The organism is Massilia sp. R2A-15 (genome assembly GCF_030704305.1).
Classification (GTDB): domain Bacteria; phylum Pseudomonadota; class Gammaproteobacteria; order Burkholderiales; family Burkholderiaceae_D; genus JAFCUW01.
The window spans coordinates 2,078,960-2,096,238 of the sequence record NZ_CP131935.1; the positions used below are offsets into that span (position 1 = coordinate 2,078,960).

Annotated in this window: 17 protein-coding genes; 5 read left to right on the forward strand and 12 right to left on the reverse strand. The window is 66.7% G+C overall.

The features are described from left to right. Positions 1-136 precede the first annotated feature (136 nt). Complete coding sequence (locus tag Q4S45_RS09545) at positions 137-1,429, forward strand: NCS2 family permease (protein ID WP_305511301.1); 1,293 nt, start codon at positions 137-139, stop codon at positions 1,427-1,429. Here the strand turns inward: Q4S45_RS09545 and Q4S45_RS09550 are convergent. From Q4S45_RS09550 to Q4S45_RS09580, 7 genes are all read right to left on the reverse strand, one after another. Beyond that, entirely contained in the window at positions 1,426-1,860 is a 435-nt protein-coding gene (locus Q4S45_RS09550; RefSeq protein ID WP_305511303.1) for a universal stress protein, read from the reverse strand. The two genes, Q4S45_RS09545 and Q4S45_RS09550, sit on opposite strands and share 4 nt — an antisense overlap. A 31-nt stretch (positions 1,861-1,891) precedes the next feature. Beyond that, positions 1,892-2,386 carry an arsenate reductase ArsC gene (locus Q4S45_RS09555; RefSeq protein ID WP_305511305.1) on the reverse strand — a complete coding sequence of 165 codons (495 nt, stop codon included), beginning with the start codon at positions 2,384-2,386 and terminating at the stop codon, positions 1,892-1,894. Positions 2,387-2,567: 181 nt separating this feature from the next. Next, complete coding sequence (locus tag Q4S45_RS09560) at positions 2,568-2,945, reverse strand: DoxX family protein (RefSeq protein WP_305511307.1); 378 nt, start codon at positions 2,943-2,945, stop codon at positions 2,568-2,570. A gap of 134 nt (positions 2,946-3,079) precedes the next feature. After that, complete coding sequence (locus Q4S45_RS09565) at positions 3,080-3,403, reverse strand: thioredoxin family protein (RefSeq protein WP_374046106.1); 324 nt, start codon at positions 3,401-3,403, stop codon at positions 3,080-3,082. Between the two features lie 48 nt (positions 3,404-3,451). Then, complete coding sequence (locus Q4S45_RS09570; RefSeq protein ID WP_305511311.1) at positions 3,452-3,670, reverse strand: hypothetical protein; 219 nt, start codon at positions 3,668-3,670, stop codon at positions 3,452-3,454. Between the two features lie 172 nt (positions 3,671-3,842). Continuing rightward, positions 3,843-4,460, reverse strand: coding sequence for a YfiR family protein (locus Q4S45_RS09575; protein ID WP_305511312.1), 618 nt, complete (start codon positions 4,458-4,460; stop codon positions 3,843-3,845). A gap of 2 nt (positions 4,461-4,462) precedes the next feature. Beyond that, positions 4,463-6,376, reverse strand: coding sequence for a TonB-dependent siderophore receptor (locus Q4S45_RS09580; protein WP_305511314.1), 1,914 nt, complete (start codon positions 6,374-6,376; stop codon positions 4,463-4,465). Between the two features lie 158 nt (positions 6,377-6,534). On the opposite strand from Q4S45_RS09580, the gene Q4S45_RS09585 reads away from it, so the two are divergent. Genes Q4S45_RS09585 through Q4S45_RS09600 form a run of 4 tightly spaced genes read left to right on the forward strand, consistent with a single transcriptional unit; the run spans position 6,535 to position 11,103 of the window. Continuing rightward, positions 6,535-6,987, forward strand: a complete 453-nt coding sequence (locus tag Q4S45_RS09585) for a MarR family winged helix-turn-helix transcriptional regulator (protein ID WP_305511316.1) — start codon at positions 6,535-6,537, stop codon at positions 6,985-6,987. Then, on the forward strand, positions 6,984-8,516 hold the full coding sequence (locus tag Q4S45_RS09590) for an MDR family MFS transporter (protein WP_305511318.1): 1,533 nt from the start codon (positions 6,984-6,986) through the stop codon (positions 8,514-8,516). Before Q4S45_RS09585 ends, Q4S45_RS09590 begins: the two co-directional genes overlap by 4 nt. A 2-nt stretch (positions 8,517-8,518) precedes the next feature. Next, the gene (locus Q4S45_RS09595; protein WP_305511320.1) at positions 8,519-9,946 is read left to right on the forward strand and encodes an efflux transporter outer membrane subunit; all 1,428 of its coding nucleotides are present in this window, start codon (positions 8,519-8,521) and stop codon (positions 9,944-9,946) included. Between the two features lie 8 nt (positions 9,947-9,954). Further along, positions 9,955-11,103: an efflux RND transporter periplasmic adaptor subunit gene (locus Q4S45_RS09600; RefSeq protein WP_305511321.1), complete on the forward strand. Its 1,149-nt coding sequence runs from the start codon at positions 9,955-9,957 to the stop codon at positions 11,101-11,103. Here Q4S45_RS09600 and Q4S45_RS09605 read toward each other — a convergent pair. The 5 genes from Q4S45_RS09605 to Q4S45_RS09625 form a co-directional block, all read right to left on the reverse strand. Beyond that, entirely contained in the window at positions 11,100-11,423 is a 324-nt protein-coding gene (locus Q4S45_RS09605; protein ID WP_305511322.1) for an antibiotic biosynthesis monooxygenase, read from the reverse strand. The genes Q4S45_RS09600 and Q4S45_RS09605 overlap by 4 nt on opposite strands. Before the next feature lie 118 nt (positions 11,424-11,541). Beyond that, complete coding sequence (locus Q4S45_RS09610; RefSeq protein ID WP_305511323.1) at positions 11,542-13,164, reverse strand: methyl-accepting chemotaxis protein; 1,623 nt, start codon at positions 13,162-13,164, stop codon at positions 11,542-11,544. 179 nt (positions 13,165-13,343) lie between these two features. Continuing rightward, on the reverse strand, positions 13,344-14,957 hold the full coding sequence (locus Q4S45_RS09615; RefSeq protein WP_305511325.1) for a methyl-accepting chemotaxis protein: 1,614 nt from the start codon (positions 14,955-14,957) through the stop codon (positions 13,344-13,346). Between the two features lie 196 nt (positions 14,958-15,153). Further along, on the reverse strand, positions 15,154-15,822 hold the full coding sequence (locus Q4S45_RS09620; RefSeq protein ID WP_305511327.1) for an SCO family protein: 669 nt from the start codon (positions 15,820-15,822) through the stop codon (positions 15,154-15,156). A 4-nt stretch (positions 15,823-15,826) separates the two neighbouring features. Further along, positions 15,827-17,137 (reverse strand): selenium-binding protein SBP56-related protein, encoded by a 1,311-nt coding sequence (locus Q4S45_RS09625; RefSeq protein ID WP_305511329.1) that lies wholly within the window; start codon positions 17,135-17,137, stop codon positions 15,827-15,829. Between the last annotated feature and the right edge of the window lie 142 nt (positions 17,138-17,279).

Below are 17,279 nucleotides of genomic sequence, written 5' to 3' on the forward strand. Positions count from 1 at the left end.
GCCGCGTGAGCTTCAAAAACGGGGTCAGGTCCGCGGGACCAGACCCCACCTGCGCTACTGCCGGCGATTTGCGCGCACCGTCTGCATCGTCGCCCATATATACTGTCGGGATTCGCAGCCGTTCAGGGAGAACACAGTGTCGCTTGAAACCTTTTTTAAACTCAGGGAGAGCGGCACCGACGTGCGCACCGAACTGGTGGCCGGCCTGACCACCTTCCTGACGATGGCCTACATCGTCTTCGTCAACCCGACCATCCTGGGCGACGCCGGCATGCCGAAGGAAGCCGTGTTCGTCGCCACCTGCCTGGCCGCCGCGCTGGGCACGGCGATCATGGCGCTGTACGCGAACTACCCGATCGGCATGGCGCCGGGCATGGGCCTGAACGCCTACTTCGCCTACGCCGTGGTGCTGGGCATGCACGTGCCCTGGCAGTCGGCGCTGGGCGCGGTGTTCATCTCGGGCTGCCTGTTCGTGCTGGTCAGCGTGCTGGGCCTGCGCGAGATGATCGTCAACGGCATCCCGCGCTCGCTGCGCACCGCGATCACGGTCGGCATCGGCCTGTTCCTCGCGCTGATCGCATTGAAAAGCGCGGGCCTGGTGGTGGCCAGCCCGGCCACCATGGTCACCGCCGGCGACCTGCACCAGCCGACCGTGTTGATGGCGGTGTTCGGCTTCCTGCTGATCGTCACGCTCGACCGCCTGCGCGTGAAGGGCGCCATCCTGATCGGCATCATCGTCGTCACGGTCCTGAGCTTTTTCTTCGGCGGGAACACCTTCAAGGGCATCGTCTCGGCGCCGCCTTCGCTCGCGCCCACTTTCCTGCAACTGAATGTCCAGGGCGGCCTGTCGATGGGCTTCCTGAACGTGGTGCTGGTGTTCTTCCTGGTCGAACTGTTCGACGCCACCGGCACCCTGATGGGCGTGGCCAACCGCGCCGGCCTTCTGGTCGAAGGCAAGATGGCCCGCCTGAACAAGGCGCTGCTGGCCGACAGCGTGGCGATCGTCGCCGGCTCCGCGCTGGGCACGTCGAGCACCACCGCCTACATCGAAAGCGCGGCCGGCGTGCAGGCGGGCGGGCGCACCGGCCTGACCGCGCTGACCATCGCCGTGCTGTTCCTCGCTTGCCTCCTGATCGCGCCGCTGGCCGGCGTGGTGCCAGGCTATGCCACCGCCCCGGCGCTGCTGTTCGTGGCCTGCCTGATGCTCAAGGAACTGGGCGAGATCGAATGGGCCGACACCACCGAAAGCGTGCCGGCGGCGATCTGCGCGCTGGTGATCCCGTTCACCTACTCGATCGCCGAAGGCATCGCGTTCGGCTTCATCACCTACGCGATCCTGAAGCTGACCACGGGGCAAGCGCGCAAGGTCAAGCCGATTGTCTGGGTGATCGCCGCGGTCTTCGTGTTCCGCTTCGCCTGGCTGCACTAAGCCTTGCCCAGCGCGACCAGGATGCTGCAGGGCGCGCGCTCGAGCAGCGTCTCTTCCTCGGCTTCGCTCCACCAGCGCGCCAGGCGCGAACGGTGGCGATGGCCGACCACGACAAGGTCGCAGCCGAGCGAGCGCGCGCAGGTGGCGATGTGGCCGACCGGGTCGCCGAATACCAGCTGGCCCTGGGCGTCGAGGTTGCGCGCCTTTAGCCATTCGACGCCTTCGCGCAGGATCCGCATCGCGGCCTGCTGGTGTTCGTCGGGAAGGTGGGTCGCGCCGAGCGGTTCGGCCGACAGGTCGGCGCCGCTGCTGCGCAGGATCGCCAGGAGATGGGTGTGGGCGTTCATCGCCAGCGCCACGTCGGCGCCTTCCTTCAGGGCGTTGATACCCTCTTCGCTACCGTCGTAGCACAGCAGTATATTGCGGTACATGATGCTCTCCCACCGGGAGATTGTAGCGCAATCAGCGTGGGCCGATATCGTGCAGGCGCGCCAGGGCTTCCTCGGGCTCCAGCTGTTCCAGCGGCAGCTCGATCAGTTCGCGCATCGCCTGCTCAAGCCGCGCACACACGCTGGAAAACACCGCGCGCACTTCGGCGTCGCTGCCCTGCACCGTACCCGGCGACGGCAAATTCCAGTACAGCTGCGGCGGGCTGCCCGGCCATGCGGGATGGCGCTCGTCGACCACCTTGCCGCACACGCCGATCAAGAGGCTCAGCGGCGGCGCGTCTTCCTTGCTGAAGCGGCTCCAGGATTTGCTGGCCAGGCCGTCGGTCGGATAGCCGCGCAGGCGCAGCTGTTCGAGCGCCAGCGGATTGACCCGCCCGGTCGGATGGCTGCCTGCACTGAAGGCGCGGAAGCGCTCACCGCCCAGTCGCCTGAGAATCGCTTCGGCCATGATGCTGCGGGTGGAATTACCCGAGGATAGGAATAGTACGTTGATGCACTGCTGGTTCACACAAGAATCCTGACGTTCGATCGGGCCCGCCGGCGCAGCGGCCGGCGGCCAGGCGACAATCGCTTGCCGCCAGTTGTATGCGGAATGTTCAGCCTTCGATTGTACCGCTGCCCTTCCGCAACAACAGTAGGATGTATTGATGAGTCCGCGTAGGATCGCGCCTACGCCCGCAGCGCGCCACTCAGACCCGCTTGCGGTCGATCGCCGGCGGCTCGGCGCCGTAGCGCACGAACATCAGCAGGCCGCCCGCCATCGCGATGTTCTTCATGAAGTTAATCATCTGCATCTGGTCGCTGAAGTTCATGTGGAAGATCAGCGCGGAAAGCACCGTAAAGCCGGCCAGCGCGAGCGCGACCCAGCGGGTCTGGAAGCCGAACAGCAAGGCCAGGCCGCCGCCCAGTTCGGTCAGGATCACCAGCGGCAGCAAGGCGCCCGGCACGCCCATCTTGGCCATGTAGGCCTGGGTGCCGGCGTAACCGGTGATCTTGCCGATCCCCGAGATGATGAAGATTTGCGACATCAGGATGCGCGCGATCACGTTCATGAAGCTGTCCATCATGTTCTCCCGTGGTTGAGTGTCAACTCAAGGATACGGGATGTTGGACGGTCATGCAATTAAGATAACGAAGCGTGCACACGCGTTCCTGTGGATCGAGATGGGGTCAGGTCCGCGGGAACAGACCCCGGCTCCGGTCAGCCGGCGGCTGCCAGCGCCTGCTCCACCTCGGCGCTGTCGGCCGGACGCACTACGCGCCCGACCTCCTTGCCGTCCTTGAGCACCACCACGGTCGGCCACAGCTTGACCCGGAAAGAGCGGCCCAGCGCTCGCCCCGGCCCGTCCTCGACCTTGATGTGGGTGACGCCCGGCCGCGCGCCGATCGCCTGCGTGATGGCGCCCGCGGCGCCTTTGCAAAAGCCGCACCAGTCGGTGCCGAATTCGAGCGCGATAACGCCGGCCATCGCATCGATGTCGGCCCGTTCCGGCTGCTTGGTCTCGTAGGGTGTAGGCATGGATATCCCCGCTGTTGGCAAAACCGCCAGCCTACCGCAAATTGACGCCGCGCGTCATCCGTGTGGCGCCGCGCCGGACTTGGCCGCGCGCCGCGCCTGCTGGCGCGACAGCACGCGCGCGGCCAGCTCGTCGGGGATGCCGCGGCTGGCGTAAAATTCCCGCGCCACCGCGTCGCCGTGGGTTTTCTGGTAGGTCAGACCGACGTCGATCAACACCGACAGGATGTGGTTGGACGCCTGGCGGCGCTCCGCCGCTGGCCCCGGCGCTTCCATGAGACTGAGTCTGCAATCGTATGTCATGTGGGAGCCCGATCTGCACGCGCGGACGGAAGAGCATCCGCCATGGTGCGCAAGTTTATGCAAGCTGCATATCCACTTCGATGGTGCTCCCAAACCTACCAGCTGTCAATTTTTCGTCACGCGGGGCGACGATTTCCTGACCGCTTCAGTGGCCCGCGCGCTGCACCTTGTAGGCAACCGCGAGCAGGCGCGAACTGAGCTTCAGGTTGCTTTTCTCGGCCGCCTCCAGCGACACCTCGAAGCGCACCCGCTCGTCGATCACGCGGAAGTTGATCACGCTGTCCAGGCGCAGGTTGCGCCCGGTCTCGGTGACCGTCAGGACCGGCTGCTGGCGCACCGACGCCAGCGCCCGTTCAATGCCGGCCGCGTCGTCGTCGCCGATGAACAGCAGGTGCAGCTTGCCCGGCGCCTCGCCCTGGCGCAGCTTGCGCACCGCGACCTGGCGCCCGTTCATGCCGCGCCCCGCGGTGATCCTGGACAGTTCCTCGGCGACCGCGTCGTCGCCCAGCACGCCGATCACCAGCGGCTCGCCGGCCGTCGGCGCGGCATTCTCGGGAAAATCGACGTAGCCGAGAAACTTGACCAGAAACGCGGCCTTGACGTTGCGTTCGAGGTTGGCGACGTCGGCGCCGGACTGGGCGCCCACGGCGTTGAAGCAGAACAGGGCCAGCAGCACGGCGCCGGCTACGAAGGCCGGCAGCCAGTGACGTGGATGCGGCCAGCGGGGCGCGAACGGCTGTGGGCGGGAAAACGAAATGGCCATGATCAGAACCGCTGGGTGAGTTTCAGCAGCACGCTGCGCTCGAACACGCTGCGCGCCGGGGCGGCGCCGAATTCCACGTGCGAACGGTGCAGCAGGTTCTGGCCGATCAGCGACAGTTCGGTGTCGGGGCGCAGCGCCCACGACCAGCGCGCGTCCATTTCATAATAGGCGGGCACCGCCGGCTTGGGCAAGCTGCCCGCGTAACGCAAGCTGACGTCGAGCTGGCTGGTGTCGCTCAGGTCCTTCGACGCGCGCAGCAGCCAGTGGCGGCCCGGATCGTTGGTGGTCAGGCCGGTGGTGCCGGACGAATCCCGGCTGCCTTCCGACAGCCCGGTGCGGATCGATTGCTGCACCAGGCCGGCCGACAGGTGCAGCGTAGCCGACGGATGCCAGCGCCCCCACAGTTCAATGCCGCGCACCCGGCCTTCGCCGAAATTGCGGAACGCGACGCCGCCGCCGGCCAGCGGCTCGAGCGTGCGCAGCCGATCGTAATCGGCGTAGAAGGCGGTGGCCGAATACGAGAACTGCGCCGACGGCTGCGCGCGGTAACCCAGTTCGAGCACGTTGGCGGTCTCGGAGATGAAGTCCGGGCCGCCGGCGATGGTGTAGCGCGGCACGCCGTTGACAATGGGCGCCACCGCCGGCGAATAGAAATCGTGGTCGATGCGCGACGGCGCGCGCACCGTGCGCGACAGGCTGGTCCACAGCAGCGCCGCCTCGGCCGGCGACCATCCGAGGCGCAGGTTGGGCAGCAGCTCGGCGCCTGTGTAGTTATTGTGTTCGACCTTCAGGCCGGCCGTGAAACGCAGCGCATCGGTCAGCGCAATCTCGTCCTGCGCGAACAGGTTCCCGGTATGCAGCTGCAAGTGATCCGGCAGGAAGGCGAACCCGGCGCCGTTCTCGATCCGGTCCTGCGCCCCGCGGTAGCCGGCGCCGGCCGACATGCGGTGGCGCCCGGCCTGCAAGTTGTACTGCGCCTGGACGTCGATGGTGTCGAGGTATTCGACGAAGGCGGTCGGCTGGTTGCGCTCGGTGTGGTCGAACAGCACCTGCAGGCGATAGTCGCTGGCCTCGCCGCCATGGCCGGTCAGGCTGGCGTTCAGGTTGGCGCCGGCGATGCCGATGTCGCGCGTGCCCGCCTGGTGCAGCGATCCCTGGTAGGCGTCGCCGGACAAGGTGGCGCCGCCGCCCTCGAGGTCCCAGTCGGCACGAAAGCCCGCCTGGCGGCGTTGGTAGCCGGTGTGCGTGCTGGCGCCGGCGGCGTTCTCGGTGTCGTCGTTCTGGCGGTACTTCGCGTACAGCCGATAGTTCGCGTGTGCGCCCAGCGCGGCGCCGTAGCGCATGGTGCCGGCGCGCTCGTCGGCGCCGGCGATCAGCGCGGCGCGTCCGCCCGGCACATCCTTGGCCGACTTGGTGATCACGTTGATCACGCCATTGACCGCGTTGGCGCCCCAGATCGTCGAGCCGGGGCCGCTGATCACTTCGATGCGCTCGATGTCGTCGAGCACCAGGTCCTGCGCGTCCCAGAACACGCCGGAGAACAGCGGGCTGTAGACGCTGCGGCCGTCGATCAGGACCAGCAGCTTGTTCTCGAAGGGGCTGTTGAAGCCGCGCGCGGTGATCGCGTAGTTGCGCGCGTCCACCCGCGCCACCTGCAGGTTCGGCGCCAGGCGCAAGGCCTCGGGAATCGACTGCGCGCCGCTGCGGCGAATGTCGCTGGCGCTGATGATGTAGATCGAGGCGGCGGCATGCGCCAGCTTCTCTTCCTGGCGCGACACCGAGGTGACGACGACGTTGCTCAGTTGTTCGAGCGACAGGTCGGTCAGTTCGCTGGCGGCGGGTGCGGCCAGCGCGGAGGAAGCGGCCAGCGCGGCGCAGGCGGCGGCGATCAGGACGCTCTTGTTATGTGGACGCATTGGCGGAATTCTGTTGTTCGTGGTTGGGGAAAGGGCACGGGAGTTTCCACGTGGAATGGGCGAATTATAGGGTATTTACCCGCGCACCCGAGGCTATTGTGTTGCACGAGCGCACTGAAACCGCTAAAATAGATAGATCTCTACTCATTTCATGGCAAATGATGACCCCTCTACCTGATACCGAGCTGTCCGCCCGCTTCTCTTCCGCGTTGCACAGCACCGCACGCAGCTGGCGTCAGGCGATCGATGCGCGTCTGAAGGACCTGGGCCTGTCGCAGGCCGGCTGGATGACCATCGCCATGATCGCCAAGTCCGACGCCGACCTGTCGCAAAAGCAGCTGGCCGACCTGCTGGGGGTGGAAGGCCCGACCATCGTGGCGATGGTGGACCGGCTCGTCACCGCGGGCCTGGTGCTGCGCGCGCCGTCGGAGCTGGACCGGCGCGTCAAGCTGATTCGCCTGACCGACGCCGGCCGCGGCATGTACGCCAAGGTCAAGCAGCGCGCCGACGAATTTCGCGCCAGCCTGATGGCCGGCGTCGATCCGGCCGCGCTGGCCGCCGCCACCGCGCTGCTCGAGACGCTGCAGGCGCGCATCGAAGGGCCGCTGTGACCGAGACCGGCATCAACCGGCGCATGATCACCGTCTCGATCATGCTCGCCACGATCATCCAGGCGCTCGACGGAACCATCGCCAACGTCGCGCTGCCGCACATGCAGGGCAGCCTGTCGGCGTCGCAGGACCAGATCACCTGGGTCCTGACCTCGTTCATCGTCGCCGCGGCGATCGCCACCCCGCTCAACGGCTGGCTGTGCGACCGCTTCGGCCTGAAGAAAATCTTCCTCGTCTCGGTGGCCGGGTTCACGGTCGCTTCCGTACTGTGCGGTCTGTCCGGCTCGCTGACGCAGATCGTCCTGGCGCGCGTGCTGCAAGGCCTGTTCGGCGCCGCGCTGGTGCCGCTGTCGCAAGCGGTCCTGCTCGACATCAATCCGCGCGAGAAGCACGGCTCGGCGATGGCCGTGTGGGGCATGGGCGTGATGATCGGACCGATCCTCGGCCCCACCCTGGGCGGCTGGCTCACCGACAGCTACGACTGGCGCTGGGTGTTCTTCATCAACGTGCCGGTCGGCGCCCTCGCCTTCTACGGCATCTGGAAGTACATCAAGCCCACCGCCGCGCCGCGCCGCATGCGCTTCGACACCTTCGGCTTCGTCACCCTCAGCCTGGCCATCGGCGCGCTGCAGATGCTGCTCGACCGCGGCGAGCAGAACGACTGGTTCGGCTCGACCGAAACCTGGGTCGAAGCGATCCTGCTGGCGATGAGCGCGGCCTACTTCGTCGCCCACACCGCGACGCGCCCCGCCGGCCAGTCCTTCCTCGACTACCGGCTGCTGAAGAACCCGAACTACGTCACCGGCCTGCTGTTCATCTTCATCGTCGGCATGGTGCTGTTCGCCACGCGCGCGCTGATGCCGTCGATGCTGCAGTCGCTGATGAACTACCCGGCCGCGCTGGCCGGCCTGGTGACCGCGCCGAGCGGGCTAGGCACCATGCTGGCGATGCTGGTGGTCGGACGCCTGACCGGCAAGGTCGATTTCCGCGTCCTGCTCGCGCTGGGCTTCGGCATCACCGCGTTCTCGCTGTGGCAGATGACGCACTACACGCTGGTGCTCTCGCGCAGCGACATCGTCTGGCCAGGCATCATCCAGGGCATCGGCCTCGGGCTGGTGTTCGTGCCGCTGTCGGCCGCCACCTTCGCCACCCTGACGCCGGCGATGCGCGCCGAAGGCACGGCGGTCTACAGCCTGGTGCGCAACATCGGCTCGTCGATCGGCATCGCCCTGGTGCAGACGCTATTGGTGCGTAACACCCAGACCGTCCACGCCTCGCTGGGCGCCCACGTCAACTACGCCAACCCGGCGCTGCAGGACGCCGGCGTCTCGACCATCTACAACCTGTCCAGCGGCGCTGGCATGACGGCGCTGAACGGCGAGATCACGCGTCAGGCCTCGATGATCGCCTACGTGGACGACTACTGGCTGATGATGATCCTGACCCTCGCGGTGATCCCGCTGCTGCTGCTGGTGCGCAAGCCGAAAGCGGCCGCGCCGGCGCCGGTCGACCATGCCGCCCTCGATTAACCATGAAAAAGCAATTCAACGTGCGAGTATTCACACTGTTACCGCTGCTGGCCGCGCTGGCCGGCTGCGCCCACGTCCCCTACGACAGCGCGCGCCCGGCCGAGCCCGATTTCACGCGCGCCCAGCACGCCGCGTCGATCCGGCTGGCGCGCGACGGCTGGCCCGAAGCGCGCTGGTGGACCCGCTACCACGATGCCCAGCTCGACGTGCTGATCGACCAGGCGCTGCATGACAGCCCGACGCTGGCGGTGGCCGCGAGCCGTGTCGCGCAGGCGCGCGCCGCGCTGGGCGTGGCCGGCACCGAGGGCGGCGCCTCCGTCGGCCTCGAAGTGGGCGCCAACCGCCAGCGCTACTCCGGCAACGGCCTGTTCCCCGAGCCGATCGGCGGCAATTTCTTCAACGACGCCTCCGTGCAGGTGAAGGCGGGCTACGACTTCGACTGGTGGGGCAAGCACCGCGCGATGGTTTCCGCCGCGCTGGGCGACGTCAATGCGCGCCGGGCCGAAGCGCGCCAGGCGGAGCAGACCCTGGCCGCGGCGGTCGCGCAGACCTACTTCCGGCTGCAGGTGCTGTGGGCGCGCATCGACAACACGCAGGCGCTCGCGGCGCTGCAGCGCGCCGTCGTCGCGGATCGCAAGGCGCGCATCGCGCGCGGCCTGGCCAACATCGACGAACAGAACACCGCCGAGCGCGACTTGGGCGCCCTGAATGAACAGGTAGCGGCGCTGGCGGCGCAGGCCGGACGCGAGAAGGAAGCGCTGCGCGCGCTGATCGACGCCGGCCCCGAGGACCTGGCCACGCTGGAACGCCGCCCGGTCGCCCCGGGCGTGGCCAGCCTGCCTTCGCGGCTTGGTATCGAACTGCTGGCGCGCCGGCCCGACCTGCAGGCGGCGCGATGGCGCGTCGAGGCGACTCTTGGCCGCGTGGCCGCGCGCCAGGCCGCCTTCTACCCGGACATCAACCTGGCCGGGGCGTTCGGCCTCGATGCGGTCTCGATCGGCAGGCTGCTGCGCCCTGACAGCCGCACCATGATGATCGGCTCGGTGATCCAGCTGCCGCTGTTCGACAGCAAGCGCCTGGACGCCGACCTGGGCGTCGCACGCGCCGACCGCAACGCCGCCATCGCCGACTACAATCAATCGGTGCAGCGCGCCGTAGCCGAAGTGGCCGAGGAAGGCGCCACGCTGCAGGGCCTGGAGAAACAGGCCGCGGCGCATGCGGCCACCCACGCCTCGGCCGCCGCGCTGGCCGCCAGCGCAACCAAACGCATGAACCAGGGCTTGGCCGACCGCGCCGCGCTGCTGCTAGCGCAGCAAGGCGTGCTGCGCCAGGAAGACCTGCGCCTGCAGCTGCAGGACGCCGCATTACAGACCGAAGTCGCGCTGATCAAGGCGCTCGGCGGCGGTTACCGGATTGAACACACCCAATAAGCGACACCATGACAACTGAAACCACGAACCCGAACAAACGCCGCACCGTCCTGATTGCGATCACGGCGCTCTTCATCCTGGCCGGCCTGGCCTACTTCGCCTACTACAAGCTGGTGCTGTCCGGCCGCGCCGACACCGACAACGCCTACGTGGGCGGCAACCTGGTGACCGTCTCGTCGCAGGTGGCCGGCAGCGTGATCGAGATCGCCGCCGACGAAACCCAGATGGTGCAGGCCGGAGCCGAGATCATCAAGCTCGATCCGTCGGACGCCCAGGTTGCGCTGAACCAGGCCGAAGCGAAGCTCGCCTCGGTGGTGCGCCAGCAGCGCGAGCGTTATTCGAACGTCGACCAGTTCGACGCCCAGGTGGCGCAGCGCGAGATCGAGCTGAAGGCGGCGCAGGACGACCTGGCGCGGCGCCTGCCGCTGGCCGCCGACCACACGGTCTCGGGCGAGGACATCGCCCATGCGCGCCGGGCCGTGGACAACGCCCGCGCCGCGCTCGAGGTGGCGCGCAAGCAGTCGGGCGCCGCGCGCGCCGGCGTCTCCGGCGTGGCGCTGGCCCAGCATCCGTATGTGCTTGCCGCGCGCGCCGATTACACCGCCGCCTGGCTGGCAGCGCGCCGCAACGCGATCGTCGCGCCGGTGTCCGGCTATGTCGCCAAGCGCAGCGTGCAGGTTGGCAGCCGCATCACGCCGGGCGCTCCGCTGCTGACGATCGTTCCGCTCGACCAGTTGTGGGTGGAGGCGAACTTCAAGGAATCCGAATTGCGCGACATCCGGGTCGGCCAGCCGGCGACCGTGGAGGCGGATATGTACGGCGGCAAGGTGACCTTCCACGGCAAGGTGCTGGGACTGTCCGCCGGCACCGGCAGCGCGTTTTCCCTGCTGCCGGCGCAAAACGCCAGCGGCAACTGGATCAAGGTGGTGCAGCGCGTGCCGGTGCGGATCGCGCTCGATCCGAAGGAGCTGGCCGAGCATCCGCTGCGCGTGGGCCTGTCGGCCACGGCGTCGGTGGACATCACGCAGAAAGGCGGCGCGCTGGGCGCGGTGCAGGCGCCGGCAACGCAGCGTTACGCGACGACCGCGCTGAGCCAGCCGCTCGAGCAGGCGCGCGCCGCGACGGACGCGATCGTGGCGAAGAACCTGGCGAATTAAACGGCGTTGAAATCGTAGTCGCGCTCGACCCGGCAGATGCGGGTCTTGTAGGCGGCGTACCAGTTGTCGCGGCCGAGCTTTTGCGCGACGAGATGGGCGGCGTCCTGCTTCCAGGAGGAGATGGCATCCAGGCTGGCCCAGTAGGACACCGTGATGCCGACCTCCTCGCGCGCCGATTCGACGCCGAGAAAGCCGGGCTGGCGCGCCGCGCTCTCCATCATCGCATCGGCCATGGCGCCGTAGCCCTCGTCGCCGTCGGTGCGGATCGAGGTGAAGATCACGGCGTAGTATGGGGGCGCGGGTGTGGCGGCGATCGTCATTGCAGGCTCCTTGAGAAGGGAACCTATTCTACATCGGGGTCTGGTCCTGCGGACCTGACCCCATCTTCACTACGACGCAAAATGGGGTCAGGTCCGCGGGACCAGACCCCGGCGATGCTTACGCAGCAAGAAGGCGTTGCGCCGGCGCGCGCGCACCGGTATGGCGGATGCGCGAATCGGTCGGCGCCATCGCCGCGTCGAGCGTGAACACGCCGACCGCCTGCGACAGGCTCGCCGCCTGGTCCTGCATCGAGGCCGAGGCCGCGGCCGCTTCCTCGACCAGCGCCGCATTCTGCTGCGTCACCTGGTCCATCTGCACCACCGCCATGTTGATCTGCTCGATGCCGGCGCTTTGCTCGGCGCTGGCGGCGCTGATCTCGCCCATGATGTCGGTCACGCGCTGCACGCTGTCGATGATCGCCGACATCGTCTGGCCGGCCTCGTTGACCAGCCGGCTGCCGGCGTCGGTCTCCTGCACCGAGCGGTCGATCAGGTTCTTCACTTCCTTGGCCGCTTCGGCCGAGCGCTGCGCCAGCGTGCGCACTTCCGACGCCACCACCGCGAAACCGCGCCCTTGCTCCCCGGCGCGCGCCGCTTCCACCGCCGCGTTCAGGGCGAGGATATTGGTCTGGAACGCGATGCCGTTGATGACGCCGATGATATCGACGATGTTCTTGCCCGACGCCGCGATCGATTCCATCGTCGTCACCACCTGCGCCACCACGGCGCCGCCCTGCGCGGCCACGTTCGACGCGGACTCCGCCAGCACATTGGCCTGGCGCGCGTTGTCGGCGTTCTGGCGCACGGTCGATGTCAGCTCTTCGAGCGACGACGCGGTTTCCTCAAGCGCGCCGGCCTGCTGCTCGGTGCGGGCCGACAGCTCCTGGTTGCCGGCGGCGATTTCGCCCGACGCGGTCGCGATCAGGTCGGTCCCGGCGCGCACGTCGCGCACCACGCCGGCCAGCTGGGCGCGCATCGCTTCCATCGCGAACATCAGGCTGCCGCTGTCGTTCTTCGCCAGCGCGACGTGCACGCCGAGGTTGCCCGCGGCGATCGCGCCCGCGATCTCGGCCGCGTAATCCGGTTCTCCGCCGAGCTGTTTAAGCAGGCGGCGCGTGATCAGCGTGCCGGTCACGCCGGCCAGCGCCAGCGCCAGCACGCCAAGGCCGATCAGCTGGTTGCGCGAATCGGTGTAAGTCTGTTGCGCCGCTTTCGCGGTGATAGCAATACCATCGGCCTCGTGCTTGATCAGGATGGCCAGCACTTCCTTGTACGCGAGCAGGACCGGACGCAGTTCCTTGACCAGGTATTGCTTCGATTCGTCTTCCCGGCCGGCCTGGATCAGTGCGATCAACTCGTTCTGGCCTTTCATATACCTGGCGCGCGCGTCCTGGACGCGGGCGAGCAACGCCCGGCCTTCGACGGTGACGTGGACCTTGTCCATCCGGGCCATGATGTCGTCGACCTTCCTGCGGGCCGCCATGATGGTCTCGAGCTGGCCCTTGCGGTCGTCTTCGTTCGGGTTGAGCATCATGTTGCGCAAAGCGATGGCGATCGCGTCGACGTTCTCCAGCAGCGTGTGCGCCATTTCCATCTTCGGCATCTTGTTGTCGACGATGTAGTTGGTGCCTTCGTTGAGCGCCGCGACCTTGCTGATGCCCAGGCCGATCGTAATGAGCAGCAACAGGCACACGCATCCAAATCCCAGGCTCAGCCGGGTTCCAACTTTTAAATTGTTCATTGTTCTCTAACGTTGACGAAAATTGGACCGGCCATTGCGCGGGACGGGGATTCGGTCCGGCACGGAGAATTGCAGGGCAAGGCGAAGCTTGCGAAGGGAGGACGGTGATAAATAAAGGTATTGAAAAATTCTAACAGAAAATCACGCGTCATATTACCTTTGCGCAATGTCTGTTGCCCTTAATCCACAAGTGCGGGGATCAGTTTCTGCGCAACCGATCCCCGGCGCAACGCAGGCGCTGGACGGCCGGCCAGCGCGAACACGCCGACCGTGCGGGACAGGCTCGCCGCCTGGTCCTGCATCGAAGCCGAGGCCGCGGCCGCTTCCTCTACCAGCGCCGCATTCTGCTGCGTCACCTGGTCCATCTGCAGCACCGCCATGTTGATCTGCTCGATGCCGGCGCTTTGCTCGGCGCTGGCCGCGCTGATCTCACCCATGATGTCGGTCACGCGCTGCACGCTGTCGATGATCGCCGACATCGTCTGGCCGGCCTCGTTGACCAGCCGGCTGCCTGCGTCGGTCTCCTGCACCGAGCGGTCGATCAGGTTCTTCACTTCCTTGGCCGCTTCGGCCGAGCGCTGCGCCAGCGTGCGCACTTCCGACGCCACCACCGCGAAGCCGCGGCCCTGCTCCCCGGCGCGCGCCGCTTCCACCGCCGCGTTCAGGGCGAGGATGTTGGTCTGGAACGCGATGCCGTTGATGACGCCGATGATATCGACGATGTTCTTGCCCGACGCCGCGATCGATTCCATCGTGGTCACCACCTGCGCCACCACGGCGCCGCCCTGCGCCGCCACGTTCGACGCGGACTCCGCCAGCACATTGGCCTGGCGCGCGTTGTCGGCGTTCTGGCGCACGGTGGACGTCAGCTCTTCGAGCGACGAGGCGGTCTCCTCCAGTGCGCCGGCCTGCTGCTCGGTACGCGCCGACAGCTCCTGGTTGCCGGCGGCGATTTCGCCCGACGCGGTGGCGATCAGGTCGGTCCCGGCGCGCACGTCGCGCACCACGCCCGCCAGCTGGGCGCGCATCGCTTCGATCGCGAACATCAGGCTACCGCTGTCGTTCTTCGCCAGCGCAACGTGCACGCCGAGCTTGCCCGCGGCGATGGCGCCGGCGATCTCGGCCGCGTAATCCGGTTCGCCGCCCAATTGCCGGAGCAGGCCCCGCGAGATCAGCACGGCGATCGTGGCGGCGACGGCGAGGGCCAGAACGCCCATGCCGATCAGCTGGTTGCGCGCATCGATGTAGGCCTGCCTGGCGGCCAGCGCGGTTGCTTGGATCTGGCCCGTCTGGCGCTCGATCATCTTGCCAAGCGCAGCCTTGTATGCGGCCAGCAGCGGACGTACCTCCCTGATCGAATATGCCTTGACCTCTTCCAGCTTGCCGGCCTGGATCAGGGCGATCTGCCTGTCCTGGGCGGCCTGGTACCTCTCGCGGTCCGCATGGATGGCGCCCATCATCGCCTGCCCGTCCGGCGTGACCATTGCCCCGGTCAGCCGTTCGAGCATGTCGGCGCCGACCTTGCGCGATTCCATGATGGCCTGGATCTGGCGCTGGCGGTCGGCCTCGTCGTCGTTGAGCATCATGTTGTTGGCGGCGATTACGGAAGCGTCCACTTGTTCGAGCAGGACGTGCGACTGCTCGATCTTCGGAAACTTGTTGTCGACGATGAATTTGGTACCGTCGTTGAGCGCGGAAATCTTGCTGAGGCCAAGGGCAATGGAAATTATTAGCAATACGCACACGCAACCGAACCCGAGCATCAGGCGCGTTCCTACTTTTAGTTTGTTCATCGTTCGTCGTCGGGGAGGTTCGGGAAGGGGGAATTTCGTCCAGGACGAAATGATACTGCAATTGTGCAATTATTCTTGCGATTGAGAAATAAAAGCGCGGAATGTGTTGCGGATGAACGCCACCGATAAAGCGCCGTTGTGGGACCATAACCGCACGTTGAACGAAATTGCACCAATTTGGTGCGTTTTCGGAGTGTCAGCGGACGGGCCGTTCCAGCACCAGCGTCTTGATATCGTTGAGCAGCACCGCCGGGTGCAGGAAGGAAGTGGTGTAGATTTCGCGCACGCTGCCCTGCGCGTCGATCAGGTAGACCTTGAGCATGTGGCTCAGCACCGGCGCGCGCTGGTTGGCCGGCTGGGAGACCACGTCGACATCCTGGCCAAAGCCGTCGAGCAAGGGCGCGAGCTGCTTGCCCGAGCGCGTGGTGAGGAAATGCCAGCGCGGCCCGCGGGTGTCGCGCGCGTCCGCCCCGCCGTAGCTGCGCATCGCTTCGGGGGTATCGAAAGCCGGATCGAAGCTCATGCTCACCAGGCGCACCCGGTCGCGCAGGGCCGGATGGGCGGCCAGCGTCTCCTTCAGCGCGTGCAAGGTGGCGTAGGCCAGCGGGCAGCCGCGCGCATCGGTGCAGTAGGTGTAGATGAATGAGAACAGCGTGATCTTCCCGGTGGTGAAATCACGCAGGCGGTGCGCGCTGCCGTCGCTGTCGAGCACAGGGCCGTCGGGCGCGGGCATGATGTGCTCGAGCCGGTAGCTGCCGGCGGCGGGCGGCACGAAGCCCAGTGTCGCGATCTGGGCGGCGCCCTCCGCGGGCATGGCCAACGCCAGCAGCGACGCCGCGGCGCGGCCGATGAAGCGCAGCGCCACGGTCCTACTTCGCCGCCAGCGTTGGCGAGCCTTGGGCGGCGCTAGCGTAGCCTTGGGCCGCCCTGGCGCCCAGCTTCATGTGGTGGGCGCGGCCGAGCTTGAGCTTGTAGAAGTCCACCTTCCAGGTTTCCTTCAGCTCCTTGCCGTCCCATCCGAACAGTTTGACGAACTGCTCGTCGTCGGCGCCCTTCTTGTCCCAGTTGGCCAGCAGCGAACTGCTGACGTAGACGCGCTTGCCGTCCCAGCTTTGCGAGACCATGTTCACCTGCGAGCCGGTGTGCTTCGCATAGGTCTCCTTCGGCGCCTCCGGATTGGACAGGTCGAAGCGGCGCGTCATGCCGTCCATGAAGGTATTGATCCACAGCGCCTTGCCGTCGGCGCTGATCGAGATATCGACCGGCAGCGGGATCTTGGCCGGATCGCCAATGGTGGCCACCTGCTTCGCCTGCCACTCGCCCTTCGCGTCCTTCTTCACCAGCCACAGGGCCGAGGTCAGCGCGGTGGCCGTGATGGCCCAGTCGTCGCCCTCCTTCAGCGACCAGCGGATCTCCAGCGGCGCCCCCGGCACGTTGAACACCTTCTCCGGCTGCATCGCCTTCAGGTTCCACATCACCATGGTCGTGCCGAACTGCTTCATCGCCGGCGCGTCCTTCATCAGCGCGCCCAGGTCCTTCATGTAATTGTTCCAGCCCGTGAAGCTCGACGTCAGCATGGCGTTCTTCGCGGGATTGATGGCGATGTCGTAGCCGTAGCCGTCGCCGCCCTTGGTGGTCGGCATGTCGTACTTGCTGATGAAGTCACCCTTGTTGCTGTACATCGCCATGCCGGTGGCGCCGCCGTGATCCTTCGCGTTCGACAGAGCCCCGATCAGCATGCGGCCCGGCATCGCGTAATACGTGTGCGGGCCGACCAGGCCGGTGCGCGCGCTGAAGTCGCTGATGGTCTTGACCAGTTTCGGCTTGCCGGGATCGGCATGCACGTCGAACACGTAGATCTTGCTGTCGTCCAGGCCTCCGGCCCACAGGAAGCGCCGGTCGTCGGTGAAGCCGACGTGGTGCGCCTCGCCGCGCCCGCCCACCGACACCTGCGCCACTACCTGGCCGTAGCGTTTCGAAGCCGGGTTCACGTCCAGCGTGACCAGCTTGTCGGAGCCGTCGCCCATGCCCGGCACGCCGAGCGTCCACACGTACAGGAAGTCTTCCTGGCCCTTGATCAGGTTCGACATGTAAGGCGAATTGCAGGTTTCGTCGGCTTGCGCGGCGCAGGCGCAGAAGGCCAGGGCGGCGAACGCCAGTTTGACGGGGCTGATGCGCATGCGGATCTCCGGTAAGGGGAAGGATCATGCAAGTTCGCATGATGCTTGCGTTTTAACAAGCTGGTAATTGAAAGAGGATTGATATCGCTCAAGCAATATGCTTTTATTGCCAAGACGCCAAACAATCTCTTAGAATCGGTGC

Coding starts and splice junctions, on each gene's coding strand:
- Q4S45_RS09570 (WP_305511311.1), bottom strand. CDS start 3,670: ATGGAAGCGCCGGGGCCAGCGGCGGAGCGCCGCCAGGCGTCCAACCAC.
- Q4S45_RS09615 (WP_305511325.1), bottom strand. CDS start 14,957: ATGAACAAACTAAAAGTAGGAACGCGCCTGATGCTCGGGTTCGGTTGC.
- Q4S45_RS09575 (WP_305511312.1), bottom strand. CDS start 4,460: ATGGCCATTTCGTTTTCCCGCCCACAGCCGTTCGCGCCCCGCTGGCCG.
- Q4S45_RS09560 (WP_305511307.1), bottom strand. CDS start 2,945: ATGATGGACAGCTTCATGAACGTGATCGCGCGCATCCTGATGTCGCAA.
- Q4S45_RS09610 (WP_305511323.1), bottom strand. CDS start 13,164: ATGAACAATTTAAAAGTTGGAACCCGGCTGAGCCTGGGATTTGGATGC.
- Q4S45_RS09595 (WP_305511320.1), top strand. CDS start 8,519: ATGAAAAAGCAATTCAACGTGCGAGTATTCACACTGTTACCGCTGCTG.
- Q4S45_RS09580 (WP_305511314.1), bottom strand. CDS start 6,376: ATGCGTCCACATAACAAGAGCGTCCTGATCGCCGCCGCCTGCGCCGCG.
- Q4S45_RS09605 (WP_305511322.1), bottom strand. CDS start 11,423: ATGACGATCGCCGCCACACCCGCGCCCCCATACTACGCCGTGATCTTC.
- Q4S45_RS09600 (WP_305511321.1), top strand. CDS start 9,955: ATGACAACTGAAACCACGAACCCGAACAAACGCCGCACCGTCCTGATT.
- Q4S45_RS09625 (WP_305511329.1), bottom strand. CDS start 17,137: ATGCGCATCAGCCCCGTCAAACTGGCGTTCGCCGCCCTGGCCTTCTGC.
- Q4S45_RS09550 (WP_305511303.1), bottom strand. CDS start 1,860: ATGTACCGCAATATACTGCTGTGCTACGACGGTAGCGAAGAGGGTATC.
- Q4S45_RS09585 (WP_305511316.1), top strand. CDS start 6,535: ATGATGACCCCTCTACCTGATACCGAGCTGTCCGCCCGCTTCTCTTCC.